This window comes from Corynebacterium sp. CCUG 69979 (assembly GCF_024454095.1).
GTDB classification, from domain to species: Bacteria; Actinomycetota; Actinomycetes; order Mycobacteriales; family Mycobacteriaceae; genus Corynebacterium; species Corynebacterium genitalium.
The window spans coordinates 17,941-35,897 of record NZ_JAGPZA010000016.1; the positions used below are offsets into that span (position 1 = coordinate 17,941).

Below are 17,957 nucleotides of genomic sequence, written 5' to 3' on the forward strand. Positions count from 1 at the left end.
TTAGCGCTGGTCGCGCGGTACGAACTCGCGCTGGGTCTCACCGGTGTAGATCTGGCGCGGGCGGTTGATCTTCGTGTTCATCGCCAACTGCTCACGGTAGTGGGCAATCCAGCCCGGCAGGCGGCCGATGGCGAACAGGACGGTGAAGAAGTCCGTCGGGAAGCCCATGGCGCGGTAAATCAGGCCAGTGTAGAAGTCGACGTTCGGGTACAGCTTGCGCTCGACGAAGTAGTCATCCTTCAGGGCGATCTCTTCGAGCTCCATAGCCAGGTCCAGCAGGTGGTCGCCGCCGAGGTGGTTGAGCACCTCGTGTGCGGATTCCTTGACGATGGCTGCGCGCGGGTCGTAGTTCTTGTACACGCGGTGGCCGAAGCCCATCAGGCGGACGCCCTTTTCCTTGTTCTTCACGCGGTTCATGAATTCGGTTGCGTCGCCGCCGTTGTTCTTCTCGATGTCCTCGAGCATCTCCAGGACAGCCTGGTTAGCGCCGCCGTGCAGCGGGCCAGCCAGGGCGTTGATGCCGCCGGCGATAGACACGAACATGTTGGCCTGCGCAGAACCGATCATGCGGACCGTGGAGGTGGAGCAGTTCTGCTCGTGGTCGGCGTGGAGGATGAGCAGCTTGTCCAGTGCATCGACGACGACCGGGTCAACCTCATATGGCTCGGTCGGGTAACCGAACATCATGCGCAGGAAGTTCTCGCGCGGGTTCAGGGCGTTGTTCGGGTACATGTACGGCTTACCCTGGGATGCGCGGTAGGCGTATGCAGCCAGCATCGGCACCTTCGCCATCAGGCGGACCGTGGCCTTGTTCAGCTGCTCTTCGTTCAGCGGGTCGAGCTGGTCCTGGTAGTAAGCGGAGAGAATGTTCACCGAAGACGCCAGCACAGCCATCGGGTGAGCGTTGCGCGGGAAGACGTTGAACGCGGCCTTGAAGTCCTCGTCGAGCAGCGTGTGGTGGCGGATGTCGTCGCTGAATGCGTCGAGCTCCTCCTGCGTCGGCAGCTCACCGTTGATCAGCAGGTAAGACACCTCGTTGAAGGTGGCGTTGTTAGCCAAGTCCGCGATGTCGTAGCCGCGGTAACGCAGAATGCCGGCATCACCGTCGATGTAGGTGATCTTGGACTCGGTCGAGCCGGTAGAGACGTAGCCCGGATCGAAGGTCACCAATCCCGTTTCACCCAGGAGGTTGCCTAGGACGAAGCCGTCGTTGCCCTCGGTTGCGGGCATGAGGTCCATCTCATACTCGCCCCCGGGGTAGTGAAGCACTGCCTTGTTGTTGTCAGTAGCCACGTGTCGAACCTTTCAAAAGAGTCGTTGGGCGGTGCGCCCCCGCGCTGGCCTGCAGGTTCTCCCCGACAGACGGTGCACATCGGATCACACCGAAATTGACATGAGCTAACTCTATCAGCAGATGTGACCATGCAGACACCGTTTCGGTTCGATAGAGCGCACCACAGTATTGTTGTGAGTGCAGTTTCCAGTTTGAATCTTAAAAGGGGCACCCATGACCGATTACCCAACACTTCCCGCGGACCTTGTGCCGGAGGACGGCCGTTTCGGATGCGGCCCTTCGAAGGTGCGCCAAACTCAGCTCGATGCGATTGCGGACGGCGCCCACATCATTGGCACCTCCCACCGCCAGCCGGGCGTGAAGGACGTGGTTGGTGAGGTGCGCGAGGGACTGTCCCAGCTGTTTTCCCTGCCGGAGGGCTACGAGATCGTGCTGTCGCTCGGTGGCGCGACCGCCTTTTGGGATGCAGCTACTTTCGGTCTGATCCAGAACAAGTCCGCTCACCTGAGCTACGGCGAGTTCTCCTCGAAGTTCGCCAAGGCCTCCAAGCAGGCTCCGTGGCTGGAGGAGCCGGCGGTCATTGAGGCCGAGCCAGGCAGCGCTCCGGACCCGTCCGCGCTGGACGGCACCGACGCAGATGTTGTTGCGTGGGCGCACAATGAGACGTCGACAGGCGCCATGGTGCCCGTCACCCGCCCCAACACTGACGCGCTGGTGCTTATCGACGCCACGTCCGGCTCCGGCGGCCTCCCCGTCGACATGACCAACGCTGACGCCTACTACTTCTCCCCCCAGAAGTGCTTCGCGTCCGACGGTGGCCTGTGGTTCGCCGCAATGAGTCCCGCAGCACTTGAGCGCATCGCGAAGATCAAGGAGTCCGGCCGCTTCATCCCGGCCTTCCTGGACCTGCAGACAGCCGTGGACAATTCGCGGAAGAACCAGACGTACAACACCCCGGCTGTGGCCACGCTGTTGATGATGGCCGACCAGGTCAAGTGGATGAATGACAACGGCGGCTTGGACGGCATGGTGGAGCGCACCAAGGCCAACTCCCAGGCCCTGTACTCCTGGGCTGAGAATCACGCGCACGCCACACCGTTCGTCACCGAAACCGAGAAGCGCTCCTACGTCGTGGGCACGATCGACTTTGATGACTCTATCGATGCTGCCGAGCTGGCCAAGGCTCTGCGCGCCAACGGTGTCATCGACACGGAGCCATACCGCAAGCTGGGCCGCAACCAGCTGCGCATCGGCATGTTCCCGGCTGTGGACACCGCCGACGTGGAGAAGCTGACCAGCGCCATCGACTTCTTGCTCGAGCAGGGCGTCGGCGTCAAGTAGTCTCTTTGGGAGGGCCGTCGGGCGACTGTGCAACGCTCCGACGGCGCTTAGTACCACAATTTTCACTCGCGTGTCAGTTAAGCTGGTGTCTCGATTGACATCGGTGTAAGGAGACCTGATGCGCGAGCTTTTCGTTGTCGCTGAAGAATCGACTGAGACCCTGTGGGTGTTGAGCACCCACGAGGGGGAACGGTTCTGCATTCCGCGCGAGGAACTGGTCCCGCTAGCTATCCCCTCCCAACCAGTGACCGAAGGCTTCGACAGCGGTTTCGACGACGACAGCGAGAACTATGAGGTAGTCGAGGCAGAGCTTGTCGACGAACCCGCCGACTCCCCCGAACCCGAATTCACCCGCCCCACCTTCACGGTGTATTCCGCCGATTCCATCGTGGAGCCCGCGGATGCGCAGCCAGCGGATCCGGTCAAGCAGGCCGGATCTGTCGAACCTGCTCAACCGGCCGAGCCGGCGGAACCAGAAGAGTCACAACGCACCCCCGCCGAGCCTGATCCACTCTCTACTCCCCTGTCGCTACGGCCGAAAGATATTCAAGCGCGCATTCGGGCAGGCGCTACAACGGAGGAACTCGCTGAGGAAATGGGCGTGGCAGTCAGCCGCGTGGAACCCTACGCGCACCCGGTTTTGCTTGAGAGGGCCCAGGTCGCCGAGGCTGCCCGCCAGTCCCACCCGGTTCGTGAGGACGGCCCGGCGTCGGAGACCCTTTTCGAGGTGCTCGCGCTCACCTTCGCCTCCCGCGGCCACGCTTTGGCTGAAGCTCACTGGGATGCAGTCCGCGAAGCTGGCGAACCGTGGGTCGTGCGTGTGGCGTGGCAGGCTGGCCTCCAAGAGCACCAGGCCGAATGGTACTTCCGTCGCTCCATGGCCAGCGGCGCGACGACGGAACCGCGTGACGCAGTCGCCGCCGACCTGATCGACCCATCCTTTGTGCAGCCAGTCCGTTCCCTTTCCTCTGTGGGCCACCCGGTGTACAACGCCCCGGCCGACCTCACAGAGCCGACGGTGGATCCACGCGGCTACCGCGACCACAGAGACTACGACGACTACGCCCACCAGGCCGACCTCGGCCCCGAGACGGTCCCACAACCGCACGGCGAGTACAACGTCTACAACGAGTACGACGAGCACAACGCGCAGCCCCCAGGGGCTGACCACCCGAACAGCCGCACCCAGCCCAACCTTTTCAGTGAGGGCGAGGTCCTCCAGCAACCAGACCCGCGGGACAAGCCGCAGAAGCGCCGCCGCAAGGCTGTGACCCCGCACTGGGAAGATGTGTTGTTGGGCGTGCGGACAAACACGAAGCGCCCGAAGTAGGTCACGGCAGATGAGTTACCCTGCGGCGGTCACTATTTGGTATGTCAACGCGGCTGATCCGGCGGCTGTATTGAACTCGGAGCCGAAGGCAGACCGCGGTTTCGGCCGTAAGCTTCTGGCACAGCTCAACCCGGCGTGGCCGATCACCCCGATCGGCCAGTTCCCCTTGAACCGCTCGTCAAAGGCCTCGCGGGACGAGTTCTACATTGCGGGCTACCCCGGCGTGGCCGTCCTGCAAACATTCCTTCCACACTGTGCGAAGCTTTCGGAGATCCCGGCGCACCTACGCCGGGCAGTCCCCGCCGCTGACGTATTCGTCATCGCCGAAGGCGTAGGTGCAGACGGCGCAGGTTACGCCGGTTACGCTCACTTCAGCGGCGACACCCTCAAGCGCTCCCTGTGTGGAACGCGCCGGGAGCTCGTCGAAGACAGTGGAATCCCCGAGTGGTTCGAGGCTGACTTCTGGGCGGGCAAAACGACCGAGCAACTCGGAGGCATTACCTTGCCGTTCGAACCGGCCGACCTCGCGGCGACCGCGCAGCGCGAGTTGCTGGGCGTGGATATCTCCCCGAGTGGCCCGGATGTCAACGTTGTCGCCTATGCGGTCGACGGCCGCCCGGAGCCGAAAATTGAGCCCCGCTCCCCCGGGCCGAAGAACGTCAATCAGGTGGCCGCCAAGTTCGCCGAGCCCGCCAATGCCTACGACGACTATGAGGAGCCAGAGGAAGACGGCGGCACTGAGTTCGCAGAGTTCGCCGATGCCTCCGCAGCCGCCGCCCGCCGCGTGTCCCGCGGCCTGACCCGCCGGTTCCGCAACCTCAAGGAGACGCTGCAGGAGAAGCTGCGCCACTCCGACCGGGGTTAGCCAGCCAGCTACCGCAAGGACCGCTGCCGTTCGTAGAACGCAATCGCGGCGGACGTGGCCACGTTCAGTGAATCAGTGCCCGCCGCCATCGGAATGCGCGCACGGACATCGGTCGCGCGCATTGCGTGCTCCGTCAGCCCAGGTCCCTCGCCACCGACGAGGAGGGCGACTTTCTTATAGGGGTGGCCGGTGTCGTCGACAAGCGCTTCGGCGAGATGCACCGCGCGCGAGTCGGGGGTCAGCGACACCAAGCGGAAACCTTGCTCCCGCAGCTGGTCCAGCGAGCGCTGCCATGTCGTCGACGTGCCATCTAAATGCGCGAACGGCAGGCGCAGCACATGCCCCATCGACACGCGCACGCTGCGGCGATACAGCGGATCAGCCGTGCCTGCGCCGAGCAGCACACCGTCGACATCCATGCCCGCGGCGTTGCGGAAGATCGCGCCAATGTTCTCGTGGTCCCCGACGCCTTCCAGCACGATCAGCGTGCGCGCGTTCAGCATCTCGCTTATCGACGTCTCCTCCGCCCTGTCCGCCACCGCAATCAAACCCCGATGCATGTCGTACCCGGCGACCTCGGCGAGGAGTTCGCGGGTGACAACGTAAACGGGTGCGTCGATAGGCGCAAGACCCTGCTCCGCGCGATCGGCGAAGAACGTGTCGAGCTTTTTCTCAAAGCCCACAACGCAGCGCAGCGGAAAGCGGGAATCAATGACCCTGCCGGCCACAAGCGGCCCCTCACCGAACACGTAACGCTTGGAGTTATCGGTGTTTTTGAGGTCGCGGACGTCGTCTAGACGCGGGTCGGCAGGGTCGGTGATGCGTTCCATTTAAGCGAGCGCCGCCAAAATGGGATCAATCGTGAAGAAGACCACGAACAGGGCCGAGATCAGCCACATGATCCAGTGAATCTCGCGCGCCTTGCCGGCGAAGAGCGACATGAGGGTGAAGGCGATGAAGCCGACGCCGATGCCGTTAGCAATGGAGTACGTGAACGGCATGACCACGATGGTCAGGAAGGACGGCAGCGCGATGTGGAACTTGTCCCAGTCGATTTCGGTGATCTGCATCATCATCAGCGCACCGACAATGACCAGCACCGGAGCGGCGGCTTCAATGGGCACCATCTCGTAGAGCGGGGTGAAGAACATCGCGGCCAAAAACAGCAGGCCGGTGACGATGTTGGCCAGACCGGTGCGTGCGCCGTCCGCGATGCCTGCCGACGAATCGACGTAGACCGTTGCCGACGATGCGGAGCCGAGGCCACCCGCGATAGCGCCGCAGCCCTCAACAACGAGGGCCTTCTTCATGTTCGGCAATTCACCGCGCTCGTCGTTGAGGCCTGCCTGCCGGCCGAGCGCCGTCATGGTGCCCATCGCGTCGAAGAAGTTCGCTAGCACCAGGGTGAACACCAGCAGAGTCGCGGTGATGCCGCCGACGCGGGCGAACGCGCCGATGAGGTCAATATTGCCCACGATGGACAGGTCCGGTACGCCGCCGAGGGACTCCGGCAGGGACGGAACAGCAAGGGACCAACCGGACGGGTCCTCTGCAGAGGAACCTGCACCGGCAACCGCCTCGACGATCAGAGCGATGATGGTGTTGAGGACGATACCGATGAACAGGCCGCCCGGAATCTTGCGCGTCACCATGAAGCCGCAGATGAACAGGCCGAGGATGAACACGACCGTCGGCCACGTGGCGATCGAACCGCCGTTGCCCAGCTGCACCGGCACGGTGGTCATCGCAGCGTCCGGGATGCGGCGGACGAAGCCGGCGTCCACGAAACCGATCATGGCGATGAACAGGCCGATGCCCACGCCGATCGCTGCCTTCATTGACGCCGGGATCGCGCGGAAGACTGCAGTACGGAAACCGGATACAGCCAGGATCACGATGACGATACCGTCGATGACCACCAGGCCCATCGCTTCCGCCCAGGTCAGTCCCTCCGTACCGACCAAGGTCACCGCGACCAGCGTGTTCAGGCCGAGACCGGCCGCGATACCGAACGGGTAGTTCGCCACGACACCGAAGAGGATGCACATGACGCCGGCGACCAGGGCGGTCGCCGCCGCGACCTGCGGCACGCCGAGGACGGTGCCGTTGACGTCCTCACCGGTGCCGATGATCAGCGGGTTGAGCAACACGATGTAGGCCATCGCGAAGAACGTGACCACACCACCACGAATCTCTGTGCCCACACTCGAGCCGCGCTCGGAGATGTGGAAGAACCGGTCCAGGCCGGACTGCGGTTCGCTGCGGGTGGTATTCGTGCCGGTAGTGTCGGCAGTCTCAGTGGCGGCTGCGTCAGCTGTGACCTTGGTCGATCCAGAGGTGGATCCAGCCGATGCGGGTTGATCGCTCACGGGCGCGTCCCCTTTTCATGACAAGCAAACGGAAAATGACGCGATAAGCGTCCCACTACACGGGCGTTTTTCCAAAACGGGTGCGCCCTTTCGGCGGCTAGAAGACGGGGCTTTCGTCGTCGTAAAGCTCCCCGGCACCCTCGAGCTCGTGGGAGGCCACCTTGGTTTCGGAGTGGGCGCCACACCCGTACACGGCGGCGACAACGTGGCCGTCAGCGGAGTATTCGTTGGAGCAGATACCGAAGTTCTTGCCCAGGGGCTCGGCGGCCGGAATGTAAAAGGCGCAGGTCCGGCACTGTAGAGCGGCTTGGCTGGCGTGGGCCGAATTGGGGCCGTAGTCGCCGCGGCGCCACCTCTCCTTGGCGGCGCGCAGCCCGGCGGTGGTCAGATACTGGTTGGTTTCGCGGCCGGGGAAGGTGACGGCATTGGGGGCGAAGGAGTCGTCGGTGAGACGCTCGTCGTCAGGCGCGGGCTCCATCAGGTCGCCCGGGCGCAGGTCGCCGGGGCGGACGCGTTCGCTGTAGGGCACCCAGTCGGGAGCCTGCAAGGCGTCGCCGGTGGGGGCGGGCACGAGGGCGACCTCGTTTACGGTTACATAGTCAGCACCGTCAGCGCAGGCAACGACCGCATTCCATTCCCAGCCAGGGTAGCCCGGCACGGACGCTTCGAAGCGGTGCGTCGCCACGTTGCCGCTCATGCCGTGGACGCCGATGTGGTCGCCGATCTCCCCTTGATCGAGCTCTTCGAGAGCCTGCCGCGCAGTATCTACGGCGGAGGCGCTCAGCAGCGGTCCGGTTTGTTGACGTCGCGAGTTTCTTCGTGGCACGCATCCATTATTGCGTACCGTGTTGCAAGATAGACCGTATGGTCCACTCTCCGATTCGTGTCCGACTCCCCCAGGTCACTGTGTCTGCGGTGGCAGCAGTGAGCATTGCCGCCCTCACCGCGTGCGCCCCGTCGAGCTCGGAGGACTCTGGTTCACAGCAGGACTCGGGGGACATCGAGCAGCTCAGCGCTGAAGTTCTCCAGCGCTACGACTTCGATGAAAGCAGTTTCACCCAGGGACTTGAAGTCGCTCCCGACGGCACGCTCTACGTGGCTACCGGCCAGGAGGGTGAGTCCCGCATCTACCGCTCCACCATCGAAGGAGAGGAACTGGCCAGCCAGGACGTGGACCGTGAGTTTTTCGGAGAGGGCATTACGCGTGTCAACGATCATCTTTGGCAGCTCACCTGGCAAAACGGGGTTGCCATCAAGCGCGATGCGGACACGCTCGATGAGATCGACCGGGTGAACTACGACGGCGATGGCTGGGGCATCTGCCACCGCGACGACGGCGGGGAGGTCATGTTCAGCGACGGCAGTGACCAGCTGCGCCGCATCGACCCTGACACCTTCGCCGAACGTGAACGTTTCACCGTGACCATGGATGGGCAACCTGTCGATGGACTCAACGAGCTCGAATGCGTCGGCGACGACATCTACGCCAATATCTTCCTGACGACCGACATCGTGCGCATCAATGCGGACACGGGTACTGTCGAAGCGCTTATCGACGCCTCTTCTCTGCAAAACAACGCCACCCCCGACCCCAACCACGTCCTCAACGGGATCGCCTACCTCCCCAACACGTCTGGCGCCGGCCAGGAGTTTCTCCTGTCCGGCAAACGCTGGCCCGACCTGTACCGCGTGAAGTTCGTCCCGCAGTAGACCGTAGAGTTAAAGGCATGGGCAGCACGAAATCTCGCACAACACGCACTGCACGTAACCAGCGGTCCGTCGTCATGCTGGCGGTCATTGCCGTGGTCATCGTCGCTATTGTGGCCGGGCTGTACTTTTACATGGATTGGCAGAACAACCGTCCCGGCACCCCACCACAGGAGATCGAAGTCACGGCCAGCGCCGGCGAATCCGGTGACGAGGTGTCGACGATGCCCTTCTCCATTTGTGAGTTCGGTCAGGAGTGCCCGGAGGGCGATGTCGCGCTGCTCCCCGTCGAGCCCGGCACCGAAAACGTCCGCGTCAGCGTGCCGAACGACGTGGCCCAACTGCAGTGGTCCCTGTTGAGCATTTACGACGACCCCGCCGCTAACACTGAGCGCACCTTCACCCCTGGGGAGGCAGACGAGGTCGATGTCCCCGTCGTCTCCGAGGATGCGAATCTCGTGGTGATCGAAATTTCCGCCCTCATGGTCGGCGCCGATGCGCAAGGGGAAGAAACCCCGGTCATGGTCACCTGGGCCTTCTCCACCGAAGCGTCATAAGCCTCATAGCGGGGCTGGCTAGGCGTCGAGCTCCTTGGCCACCGCGCGCAGGATCTCGGCGATCTGGCGGGCTTCCTTGCGCTCCGGGTAGCGGCCAGCGTCCAGGGCGGGTTGAACTTGGGTTTCCAGCATCGACATGACATCCGCAAGCATGCTGGCAAGTTCCTCGGGCTTGCGGCGGTTGACGGCGCGGCGGCGGGGAGCGTCGAGAAGCTTCACGCGCAGTGCTTGCGGCCCACGGCGACCGGCTGCGAAATCGAACTCAATGCGCTGACCGGGGTGCAGGTCCTCAACGCCGTCGGGCAGCACGTTCTTGCCCACGTAGACATCCTCGTCCCCCGGGTTGGAGACGAAGCCGAAGCCCTTCTCCGCGTCGAACCACTTCACTTTTCCTACTGGCATTAGTCATTCACCACCGTTAATCACTAGGGCTATCCATCTTAGTTACTGGCCTAGAACAACCCACCGGCAGGGCAAAACATTCCCTGCGCGACAAACCCACTTTCGTGCCGTCCACACGTCAAGTAACTGACACCTCATCAGCCACACGCGAACTGGGCCTTTACGGAGCCGCTTCCGACGGCACGAAAATGCGCGTTTACTCATGCTTTACGACGAACCCACCGCCCCGGCTAACACGCCAACTCAGCTTGATGTTAGATAGGTCACATTTACTATGTTCACGCAGGCAGCGCCGGCAAAACGTGCGCAAGTTGAGTCACATCAGTCACACTGACAACAACTTGCTTCCGGAACGTGACTGAATCGTTATAAACCGCTAGAGTTACGCTCATGCCCACAGACGGGCGTGCAATTCAAGCTACGAGCCACGTTCAATTTTGTCCGGCTCAATGCCCGATATAACTCAACAGGACAGAAGCGGGGGACCCACCCGCGCGGGAATATTTTCCGGCGCAACGCGGACCCTCATATTCGAGACCGCTAGGGGTGAAGCCGCGCACCGCGGCCAGGCGCTTGAACCCCCTCAGCCTGAACCCGACAGCTCACCCCGCAGACGTAGAACAAGAGAGGAAAACACACCCCCATGGGACGTCACCGCAAGCAGAACTCCAAGGCCGTGTCCGCTAAGGCACTGGCTGGCGCTACCGCAGCCATCGCCACCACCGCACTTGTCGCGCCGACCGCGTCCGCAGCTCCGGACTCCGACTGGGACCGCCTGGCTCAGTGCGAGGCTGGCGGCAACTGGCACATCAACACCGGTAACGGCTACTACGGCGGTCTGCAGTTCTCCGCTTCCACCTGGCGCGCATACGGCGGCGGCGAGTTCGCACCGTACGCACACCAGGCAACCCGCGAGCAGCAGATTGCTGTCGCGGAGCGCACCCTCGCAAGCCAGGGCTGGGGCGCATGGCCGGCATGCTCCCGCAAGCTGGGCCTGAACTCCGCCCCGACCCCGCGCACCGCACCGGCAGCGAAGCCGGCTCCGGCACCGAAGCCAGCCGCAGCTCCGCAGCCGAAGAAGAACAACGAGCTCGAGGTGGACAAGCTCTACAAGTCCCTCACCCGCGAGCTGAACAACCGCGGCCTGAATGTCCCGCCGCAGGTTGAGGCAACATACAAGGCCAACCGCAACGACTACAACGCGTTCTACCAGGCCAACAAGGACTTGATCGACGCTCTCCTGTCTGGCGATGCACAGGCTTTCATCGCTGCCGTCAACGCTAGGCTGCCGCGTTAAGGCCGCTAGCTAAACAGCAAGCACAAAGGGCTTGATTCCGACGAGATCGGAATCAAGCCCTTTGTGCGACGGCACTCAGCCTAGGAAGCGCCATCCTTAACGACTGTGATCTGCCAGCCAGCATTCTGGTTCTGCACAAAGTCCTTCACGGAATGGCCGTTGTCGGCTGCCCACTGGGGAATTGATTCTGTAGCCTGCGTGCAATCGAAATCGATCACCAATGCCTCACCGCTGTCCAGCTCAGCGATCGCATCCTTCGCTTCGATGAGCGGGAATGGGCACACAGCGCCGAGAGTGTCCAGTTTGTAGCGACCGCCGCCAAGTGGGAGGGCCTTACAGGCCTGCTTCGGCTTGGTCTGCACTGCCAATGCGCCGTTAGCGACCGGGAAGCTGAAAGCCGGGGTGGCCTCTTGACTGTCGTGAACAGCATCGTGACTGGAACGGACAGACTCATCGGTGGTGTACAGGTCTCCAGCGTCCTCGGGGGACACTCCCGCCTTGCTGGGCTTTAGCCAGATCTTCGCACCGATATAGACACCAGCCGCAATGAAGATGAGTGCGACCCAGCCCTGGTAGCTAAACAGGGACGTTTGAACCATGCCGTTGCCCACGGTGCAGCCGCCGGCCAGAGAGGCACCGACACCCATGCCGATTCCCCCGACGATGGCGCGCACGCTCGTGACTGCGTCCGGAACCCGAACTCGGAATTCGCCGGAGGCCTTCGCCGCAATGAACGCTCCGACGAAAAGGCCGAGCACCAGCAGGGTGCCCCAGTTAACATACTCCGCTTCGCCAGTGACAATGTAGGAGGTCACATGGGAAGTGGGGGTGGTGATCCCCAGGCCGTCATTACGCCCAGTCGCGGCTGACAGCGGCCACGCGACAACACCGAGTACGCCAATGATGGCTCCAGCAACGTACGGGTGCAACGCCTTGCGGTACCACGGTGCGTCGAGGGTCACCTTCGGGGCAGCGGCATCCTGCTCAAGGTAAAAGTGAGCGGCATACGCGGTGGCCAGCGCCAGTGGGATGGCAAACCACCAAGCGGACACACCGAACGTTTCTGGCAGAGTGGTCCAGCCGGTATCCCATTGCTTCATCCAGTCGTTGAATCCCGACAACGCGCCGTTCTTCATTGCGGCAGCGGACAGACCGTAGAACACCAACGCGAACCAGGAGCCAACGAGCCCCTCAGCCGAGCGGTACCACGTACCCGACGCACACCCGCCTGCAAGAACAATGGATAGGCCGAAGATGAGGCCGCCCACGATCACGGCGAGCGGGGCGAAGGTGCGGTACTCCGGCGCGATGACGCCCAAGGATGTCAGAGCCGCCAAGCCGACCGCATGCACAGCGATGACGATGAAAAGGGCGACTAGACCACGGCCCTTCTTCTGTAGGAACACGTCGCGCATCATGCCCGTCACGCAGAATCTACCCCTCTGCATAACAGCGCCGAGCGCAACTCCCACCGCTAATCCGGACACAAGCATGAAAACCTCCCGATAAAAGGGAACTAGTACTGACCTGTGAAAGAATAGCCGTTCTGCACCAATCTGTCTAGAATTCTACCCATTCAACTAGACCAAGCGGTATAGTCACACGTGCGAAAAAGATCCGCACCATGCGTTTTTGCACGGTGCGGATCTACGTCGGCAGCGACTACTGCGCGATGTTGATGCGCGTCGTCGGGTGAACGTACCCGGTCTCCTCCCACGGGCGGGGCAGGATCAGGTCGTCGCCGTAGGGACTGGATGCGCCTGTGAGCTTGGAGGAAATCTCCGTCACCGGGTGACCGTTGCCCGGGGTGTGGGCGGGCCAAGCCGGGTTGATCTGGGTGATGTTGTCAACGTCTTTAGCCATGGACATCATTCTTTCACGCCGGAAGGGAAAACGCACGTAAAATCACCCCCGCAATGACTTCCTTCACCCGTTCGCTCACCGAACTCGACGACGGCGCGCTACGCCGGCTCATCTCCGCCCGCCCGGACGCGTTCTTCCCCGCGCCACCGCAGATCGCTTCGCTGGCAACTCGCCTTGCGCTTCCAGGGTCGATTGCACGAGCTTTACGACGCTTGACCGCCCCCGACCTGGCACTCCTGGAACGCCTCGCCGATGCCGGGGCAGAATTCGACCCGTACGATGCCACTGCTGAGGCGGGAGAAGGAGCACTCGATAATCTCCGCGCGCATGCGCTGGTCTTCGGTAAGGACGATGAGCTCCGCATTGCACCGGGGGTGTTGAGCGCAGTGCCCGCCGGCTGGCGCGTGACCGATCTTGTGCCGGACGACTTCGACGACCTGATGGCGGAAATCTCCGGACCAGAGCGCAAGGTGCTGGAAAGGCTCGCCACCAACGGCGGCGTGGGAACCACCAAGGCCGCCGCCCCAGACGCGGATCCGACGACGCCGATCGGCGCTCTCATCGCCAAGGGCCTCCTCGTTCGCGTCGATTCAAGCACCGTCCGGCTCCCCCGACCTGTCCGCGATGTGCTGCGCGGCCACCCGCCACGGACCTTCCCCATGACGGAACCGTCTGCCCCGGGCATCGACCAGGACAGCGTCGACACCGCCGCCGCGACGCAGGGGCTCGACGCCGTGCGCCAATTGCGCCAGTTGATCACGCTACTACTCGCTGAGCCCGTCCCGCTGAACAAGGACGGCTCCGTCGGCGTGCGCGTACGAACGAACGTAGGCAAAGAACTCGGCTTCGACCCAGCGTTATTGATCACCATCGGTGAATCTGCCGGGCTGATCGGCCGCGGCAATGTGGACGACACCGATGTACTTGCTGCTACGAAGGACGCCCTGACGTGGCTGGATGCGACGTTGCCCGACCAGTGGGCGATCCTGCTCACGGGATGGGCTGCTTCCCCGTGGCGGACGGACAAGGAGGAAAAGCTCCTCTCGCCGGAGATGCACTCCCCCGACGCCCGCGGCGCACGCCTGACCATCCTGCACCACCACGGCGATCCTCAGCGACTCTTCTACTTTGCTCCCCTGGCAGCCTCCCAGTTTCCGCCGTCATTCATCGACACCACCGTCGAAGAAGCCCGTTTCGTCGGCGCCTTGGATGCAACGCCTGCCGCATCGACACCGTTGAAAGCACTCTTAGAAAACGCGGACATCGCCGCCGCCACCCGCGCGCTCGTACCGGCCCCGGTGGACATGCTTATCGCACAGGCGGACATGACGGTGCTCGCCCCCGGCCCGCTGGAACTGGAGATGGTTGCATTCCTGGAGAACATCGCGCAGCTCGAGTCGCCTGGCGTAGCCAGCGTCTGGCGCATCACCGACGCATCCGTCCGCCGCGGCCTGGACAGTGGGCTGACCGCCGACGAGATTCATTCCTGGCTGAACGACCATGTCATGGGCGAGGTCCCCCAGGGCATCACATTCCTCATCGACGACACCGCTCGGACCCACGGCTCCATCCGCGCGGGAGCCGCAATGAGCTATCTCCGCAGCGCGGACCCTGCACTGATCACGACGGCATCAGTGAAGCTCAGTGGAATCATCCGCCCGCTCGCGCCCACCGTCGCGGTCTCGCAGCTTCCGCTGCCGAAGCTCATGCACGCCCTGCGCAAGGCCGGTCTCCAGCCCACCGCGGAGGACGAAACCGGAGCACAGCTGAACATGGCGCCGGAGCCGGCGCTCGTTCCGGCCACCCCGTCGCGCCTACCGCGCCCGGCCACCGTCACCGACGAGCAGGCTGAGCAGATCATTGCGCGCCTGCGTTCCAAGGGCACCAGTGCAGTGCCCGCGCCAGCGCCCGCCGGCGACACCATCGAGGTGCTCCGCGCGGCGGCGCGCGGCAAGCGCAAGGTCACGCTCGGCTACGTGGACAAGAACGGCCGAGGGCAGACACTTACTGTCCTACCGCTGTCCGTGTCTGCCGGGCAGGTCGACGTGCACGTTGCCGCCACTGACAGGGTGGTGCGCATCGCGTTGCCGCGCATCACCAAGGTCGTGATGGCCTAGCGGCTCACCCGCTCGAGCACCTCCAGCACGTGCTCGTAGTCCTTGCCTGTGGCGGCAGTCAGGCCCAGCTCGCAGGTGCGGTTGGAGGACGCGTGGCATTGGGAGTCGAATCCGGCGACTTCCTCCGCCTCACGCTTCGTGGCAGCCTGGGTCAACTCCGGGTGGAGCATGCCGCGGTCGCCGGCGTAGCCGCAGCAGTTCCACTCCGGCGGCACGTTGACCGTCTCGGCGGCGGCAGCGGCGACCTGGGAGAGGTCGTCGATAAGCGAAAGGTGCGCCGCCGAACATGTTGGGTGCAGCGTGATCGAATCGATCTTGTCAGTGACGTCGAGCTTGTCCACCACCTTGTCGCCCACGAATGCGACGGCATCGATCACAGTGATGCCGATGGTCTCCGCCATGTCCTGGAAGCCGTGTGTGCAACTGGTGGCGTCGACGATGACAGGTAGGCGGCCGCCATCGGTGGCGGCGATGAGCTCATCGTTGACGCGGCTCTGCATGATGTCGTGTCCGGCGGCCATGCCTTTCGACGCCCACGGAGTGCCGCAGCACATGCCGTCGATGCCTTCCGGCACGACGAGCGACAGCCCGGCGCGCTCGACCAGTTTGGCGAATGCGGCGGAGGCACCGATGCCCTCGCCTTGCGGGCCGAACATGGAGTTCACGCAGGCGGGGACGAACACGCCTACGGGTTCGGCGTTCGGGTCCCCGATGTGCGTGCCGAACGCCTTGGCGCGGGATGCGCCCCCCTTTGTCAGCTCCGGACGGTACGACGGCACGGTGTCCTCACCCACGAGTGCGCGGGCAACGCCAGTGACCTTCTCCACGAGGGAAGACGGCAGGTAGTACGCGCCGGTAAGCGCGGTGGACGCGAGCTTATTACCCGGGCCCCATGCCTTCGCAGCGGCGGCCCAGCCGGCGGATTCGACGGCACCGGCCTGGCCGCGGCGTAGCGACTTAATGAGTTTTCCGGTGTCGATGCCCACCGGGCAGGCGGTCACGCACATCGAGTCGACGGCGCAGGTATCGATGCCCTCGTACTGGTACTCGGCGTCAATGTGCTTGACCAGCTCAGTATCGCCTTCCTGAATCGCCTTGGCGCGGGCGCGGCGGACCACGATGCGCTGGCGCGGCGTCATGGTGAGATCGCGCGACGGGCAGACCGGCTCGCAGTAGCCGCACTCCACGCACGAGTCGATTTCGTCTTCGACCTGTGGGTTGAGCTTGAAGTTCTTCATGTGCTCGCGGTCATCATCGGTGATGATCACCCCCGGGTTCATCACCCCGCGCGGGTCGACGGCGCGCTTGAGCTCCACCATGACCTCGTAGAGTTCGTCGCCGTACTGGCGGCGCACGTACGGTGCCATAACGCGGCCGGTGCCGTGCTCAGCCTTGAGGTTTCCTCCCGCGCCGAGCACGAGATCCACCATCGCCTCGTTGAACCCGTCGTAGCGGCCCAAGTTCTCATCGCCCTCGAACCGGTCGGTGATGAGGAAGTGGATATTGCCGTCCTTGGCATGGCCAAAGATGACAGCGTCGTCGTAGGAGTATTCGTCAAACAGCCCCTGCAGCCCGCCGCAGGTGTCGGCCAGATCCTCGACCGGCACGGCAATGTCCTCCAGCAGCGCCGTCGTGCCGGACGGGCGCGCCTCCGCGACCTGGGCGTAGAGGCCCTTGCGGAAAGCCCACGCCTTCGCAGCTTGTTTCGGGTCGGTGGAGAATTCCGCAGGCGTGGCCAGATCCAGCTCGCCCAAGAGCTTCGTGCCGGCGCGCTCGTACTCGCGCAGCTGCTCTTCCTCGTTCGCGTGGTACTCGATGAGCAGCGCGGCGTGCTGGTCCAGCTCGAAGCCGGTGATCTGCTCCGGCACCGAGTCAAAACCGCGGCCGACCGCGATGGAGCGCGAATCCATCAGCTCGAGCGTCGCGGCCTTGGAATCGAACAGCGCGGGCAACGAGCGCGTCGCCGCATCGATCGTCGGGTACACCGCGATCGTGGTGGTTTTCAGCTTGGGCACCTCGACCGTGCGCAGCACCGCCTCAGCGATGAACGCCAGGGTGCCCTCCGAGGCGACCAGCAGGTGCGTGAAGATCTCCAGCGGAGACTCGTAGTCCAGGAACGCGTTGAGCGAGTAGCCCATCGTGTTCTTCAGCGCGAAGTGCTGCTCGATCTTCTTCACGGATTCAGCATTGCCGCGAACGCGACGCTTCAATTGCTCGAGCTTTTCCGCGAGCTCCGGTTCCTCCCGTGCAAACTGCGCCTCCGCATCCGCATGCGCGGTGTCGATGACGGTGCCGGACGGCAGCACGAACGTCAAGGATTCGAGCGTGTTGTAGGTGTTGTACTGCGTGCCGCACGCCATACCGGAGGAGTTATTGGAAATCACGCCGCCGAGCGTGGCCGCACCTTCGGAAGCAGGATCGGGACCGAGTTTCCGGCCGTAGGGCGCGAGGTGCGCGTTGACCTGCCGCACCGTCGAGCCGGGTTGGACGCGCACACGTTTACCGGCATCGAGGACCTCGACGCCGCGGAAGTGCTTGCGGACGTCGACAAGCATGCCCCCGCCCCCAGCCTGCCCGGACAGCGAGGTACCGCCCGCACGCAGCACGACTGGCGTGCCGGACGATGCCGATGCCCGGAAGGCCGCGGCGACATCGTTCGCGTTGCGCGCTTCCGCGACCACCTGCGGGGTGTACAGGAAGTGCGATGCATCGTGCGCGTACTTGATCCGATCGATCTGGCGGGTGGAAATCGTCTGATCGGAGCCTAATTCGCGGGCCAGATGCGCAGCAGGGGATGTGATTGTTGCAGTCATAG

The 17,957-nt window shown here is 63.6% G+C and carries 15 protein-coding genes and 1 riboswitch; of the genes, 7 read left to right on the plus strand and 8 right to left on the minus strand.

Annotated elements, in window-relative coordinates; genetic code table 11:
* The gene (locus KBX18_RS09290) at positions 1–1,293 is read right to left on the minus strand and encodes a citrate synthase (RefSeq protein ID WP_255995770.1); all 1,293 of its coding nucleotides are present in this window, start codon (positions 1,291–1,293) and stop codon (positions 1–3) included.
* Positions 1,294–1,507: 214 nt separating this feature from the next.
* On the opposite strand from KBX18_RS09290, the gene serC reads away from it, so the two are divergent.
* From serC to KBX18_RS09305, 3 genes are all read left to right on the plus strand, one after another.
* Positions 1,508–2,635 (plus strand): phosphoserine transaminase, encoded by a 1,128-nt coding sequence (serC, locus tag KBX18_RS09295; RefSeq protein WP_255995771.1) that lies wholly within the window; start codon positions 1,508–1,510, stop codon positions 2,633–2,635.
* Positions 2,636–2,753: 118 nt separating this feature from the next.
* Positions 2,754–3,965 (plus strand): septation protein SepH, encoded by a 1,212-nt coding sequence (gene sepH / locus KBX18_RS09300; RefSeq protein WP_255995772.1) that lies wholly within the window; start codon positions 2,754–2,756, stop codon positions 3,963–3,965.
* Positions 3,966–3,975: 10 nt separating this feature from the next.
* Positions 3,976–4,830, plus strand: coding sequence for a hypothetical protein (locus KBX18_RS09305; protein WP_005291451.1), 855 nt, complete (start codon positions 3,976–3,978; stop codon positions 4,828–4,830).
* A gap of 8 nt (positions 4,831–4,838) precedes the next feature.
* Here the strand turns inward: KBX18_RS09305 and KBX18_RS09310 are convergent, their stop codons facing one another.
* From KBX18_RS09310 to KBX18_RS09320, 3 genes are all read right to left on the minus strand, one after another.
* A complete protein-coding gene (locus KBX18_RS09310) occupies positions 4,839–5,660 on the minus strand; it encodes an RNA methyltransferase (RefSeq protein ID WP_005291453.1) in 822 nt (273 codons plus the stop codon).
* The gene (locus KBX18_RS09315) at positions 5,661–7,073 is read right to left on the minus strand and encodes an NCS2 family permease (RefSeq protein ID WP_255995793.1); all 1,413 of its coding nucleotides are present in this window, start codon (positions 7,071–7,073) and stop codon (positions 5,661–5,663) included.
* A gap of 223 nt (positions 7,074–7,296) precedes the next feature.
* A complete protein-coding gene (locus KBX18_RS09320; protein ID WP_255995774.1) occupies positions 7,297–8,025 on the minus strand; it encodes a DUF3027 domain-containing protein in 729 nt (242 codons plus the stop codon).
* 38 nt (positions 8,026–8,063) lie between these two features.
* On the opposite strand from KBX18_RS09320, the gene KBX18_RS09325 reads away from it, so the two are divergent.
* Both KBX18_RS09325 and KBX18_RS09330 read left to right on the plus strand, forming a co-directional pair.
* On the plus strand, positions 8,064–8,909 hold the full coding sequence (locus KBX18_RS09325) for a glutaminyl-peptide cyclotransferase (RefSeq protein WP_255995775.1): 846 nt from the start codon (positions 8,064–8,066) through the stop codon (positions 8,907–8,909).
* A 17-nt stretch (positions 8,910–8,926) separates the two neighbouring features.
* Complete coding sequence (locus tag KBX18_RS09330) at positions 8,927–9,463, plus strand: DUF2771 domain-containing protein (protein WP_005291461.1); 537 nt, start codon at positions 8,927–8,929, stop codon at positions 9,461–9,463.
* Between the two features lie 18 nt (positions 9,464–9,481).
* Here the strand turns inward: KBX18_RS09330 and KBX18_RS09335 are convergent, their stop codons facing one another.
* Positions 9,482–9,865 (minus strand): cold-shock protein, encoded by a 384-nt coding sequence (locus tag KBX18_RS09335; RefSeq protein ID WP_005291463.1) that lies wholly within the window; start codon positions 9,863–9,865, stop codon positions 9,482–9,484.
* 432 nt (positions 9,866–10,297) lie between these two features.
* Positions 10,298–10,499: riboswitch (cyclic di-AMP (ydaO/yuaA leader) on the plus strand.
* A gap of 9 nt (positions 10,500–10,508) precedes the next feature.
* On the opposite strand from KBX18_RS09335, the gene KBX18_RS09340 reads away from it, so the two are divergent.
* A complete protein-coding gene (locus tag KBX18_RS09340; protein WP_005291464.1) occupies positions 10,509–11,162 on the plus strand; it encodes a resuscitation-promoting factor Rpf1 domain-containing protein in 654 nt (217 codons plus the stop codon).
* A gap of 80 nt (positions 11,163–11,242) precedes the next feature.
* Here the strand turns inward: KBX18_RS09340 and KBX18_RS09345 are convergent, their stop codons facing one another.
* Both KBX18_RS09345 and KBX18_RS09350 read right to left on the minus strand, forming a co-directional pair.
* Entirely contained in the window at positions 11,243–12,655 is a 1,413-nt protein-coding gene (locus KBX18_RS09345) for a YeeE/YedE thiosulfate transporter family protein (RefSeq protein ID WP_005291466.1), read from the minus strand.
* 169 nt (positions 12,656–12,824) lie between these two features.
* Entirely contained in the window at positions 12,825–13,025 is a 201-nt protein-coding gene (locus tag KBX18_RS09350; protein WP_255995776.1) for a hypothetical protein, read from the minus strand.
* Positions 13,026–13,078: 53 nt separating this feature from the next.
* On the opposite strand from KBX18_RS09350, the gene KBX18_RS09355 reads away from it, so the two are divergent.
* Entirely contained in the window at positions 13,079–15,142 is a 2,064-nt protein-coding gene (locus KBX18_RS09355; RefSeq protein WP_255995777.1) for a helicase-associated domain-containing protein, read from the plus strand.
* Here the strand turns inward: KBX18_RS09355 and KBX18_RS09360 are convergent.
* Positions 15,139–17,955, minus strand: coding sequence for an FAD-binding and (Fe-S)-binding domain-containing protein (locus KBX18_RS09360; protein WP_255995778.1), 2,817 nt, complete (start codon positions 17,953–17,955; stop codon positions 15,139–15,141). The genes KBX18_RS09355 and KBX18_RS09360 overlap by 4 nt on opposite strands.
* Positions 17,956–17,957 lie beyond the last annotated feature (2 nt).

Excerpts from the sequence above, each read along its gene's own strand:
- serC (WP_255995771.1), top strand. The coding sequence starts at position 1,508 with ATGACCGATTACCCAACACTTCCCGCGGACCTTGTGCCGGAGGACGGC.
- sepH (WP_255995772.1), top strand. The coding sequence starts at position 2,754 with ATGCGCGAGCTTTTCGTTGTCGCTGAAGAATCGACTGAGACCCTGTGG.
- KBX18_RS09305 (WP_005291451.1), top strand. The coding sequence starts at position 3,976 with ATGAGTTACCCTGCGGCGGTCACTATTTGGTATGTCAACGCGGCTGAT.
- KBX18_RS09310 (WP_005291453.1), bottom strand. The coding sequence starts at position 5,660 with ATGGAACGCATCACCGACCCTGCCGACCCGCGTCTAGACGACGTCCGC.
- KBX18_RS09325 (WP_255995775.1), top strand. The coding sequence starts at position 8,064 with ATGGTCCACTCTCCGATTCGTGTCCGACTCCCCCAGGTCACTGTGTCT.
- KBX18_RS09330 (WP_005291461.1), top strand. The coding sequence starts at position 8,927 with ATGGGCAGCACGAAATCTCGCACAACACGCACTGCACGTAACCAGCGG.
- KBX18_RS09335 (WP_005291463.1), bottom strand. The coding sequence starts at position 9,865 with ATGCCAGTAGGAAAAGTGAAGTGGTTCGACGCGGAGAAGGGCTTCGGC.
- KBX18_RS09340 (WP_005291464.1), top strand. The coding sequence starts at position 10,509 with ATGGGACGTCACCGCAAGCAGAACTCCAAGGCCGTGTCCGCTAAGGCA.
- KBX18_RS09345 (WP_005291466.1), bottom strand. The coding sequence starts at position 12,655 with ATGCTTGTGTCCGGATTAGCGGTGGGAGTTGCGCTCGGCGCTGTTATG.
- KBX18_RS09350 (WP_255995776.1), bottom strand. The coding sequence starts at position 13,025 with ATGGCTAAAGACGTTGACAACATCACCCAGATCAACCCGGCTTGGCCC.
- KBX18_RS09355 (WP_255995777.1), top strand. The coding sequence starts at position 13,079 with ATGACTTCCTTCACCCGTTCGCTCACCGAACTCGACGACGGCGCGCTA.
- KBX18_RS09360 (WP_255995778.1), bottom strand. The coding sequence starts at position 17,955 with ATGACTGCAACAATCACATCCCCTGCTGCGCATCTGGCCCGCGAATTA.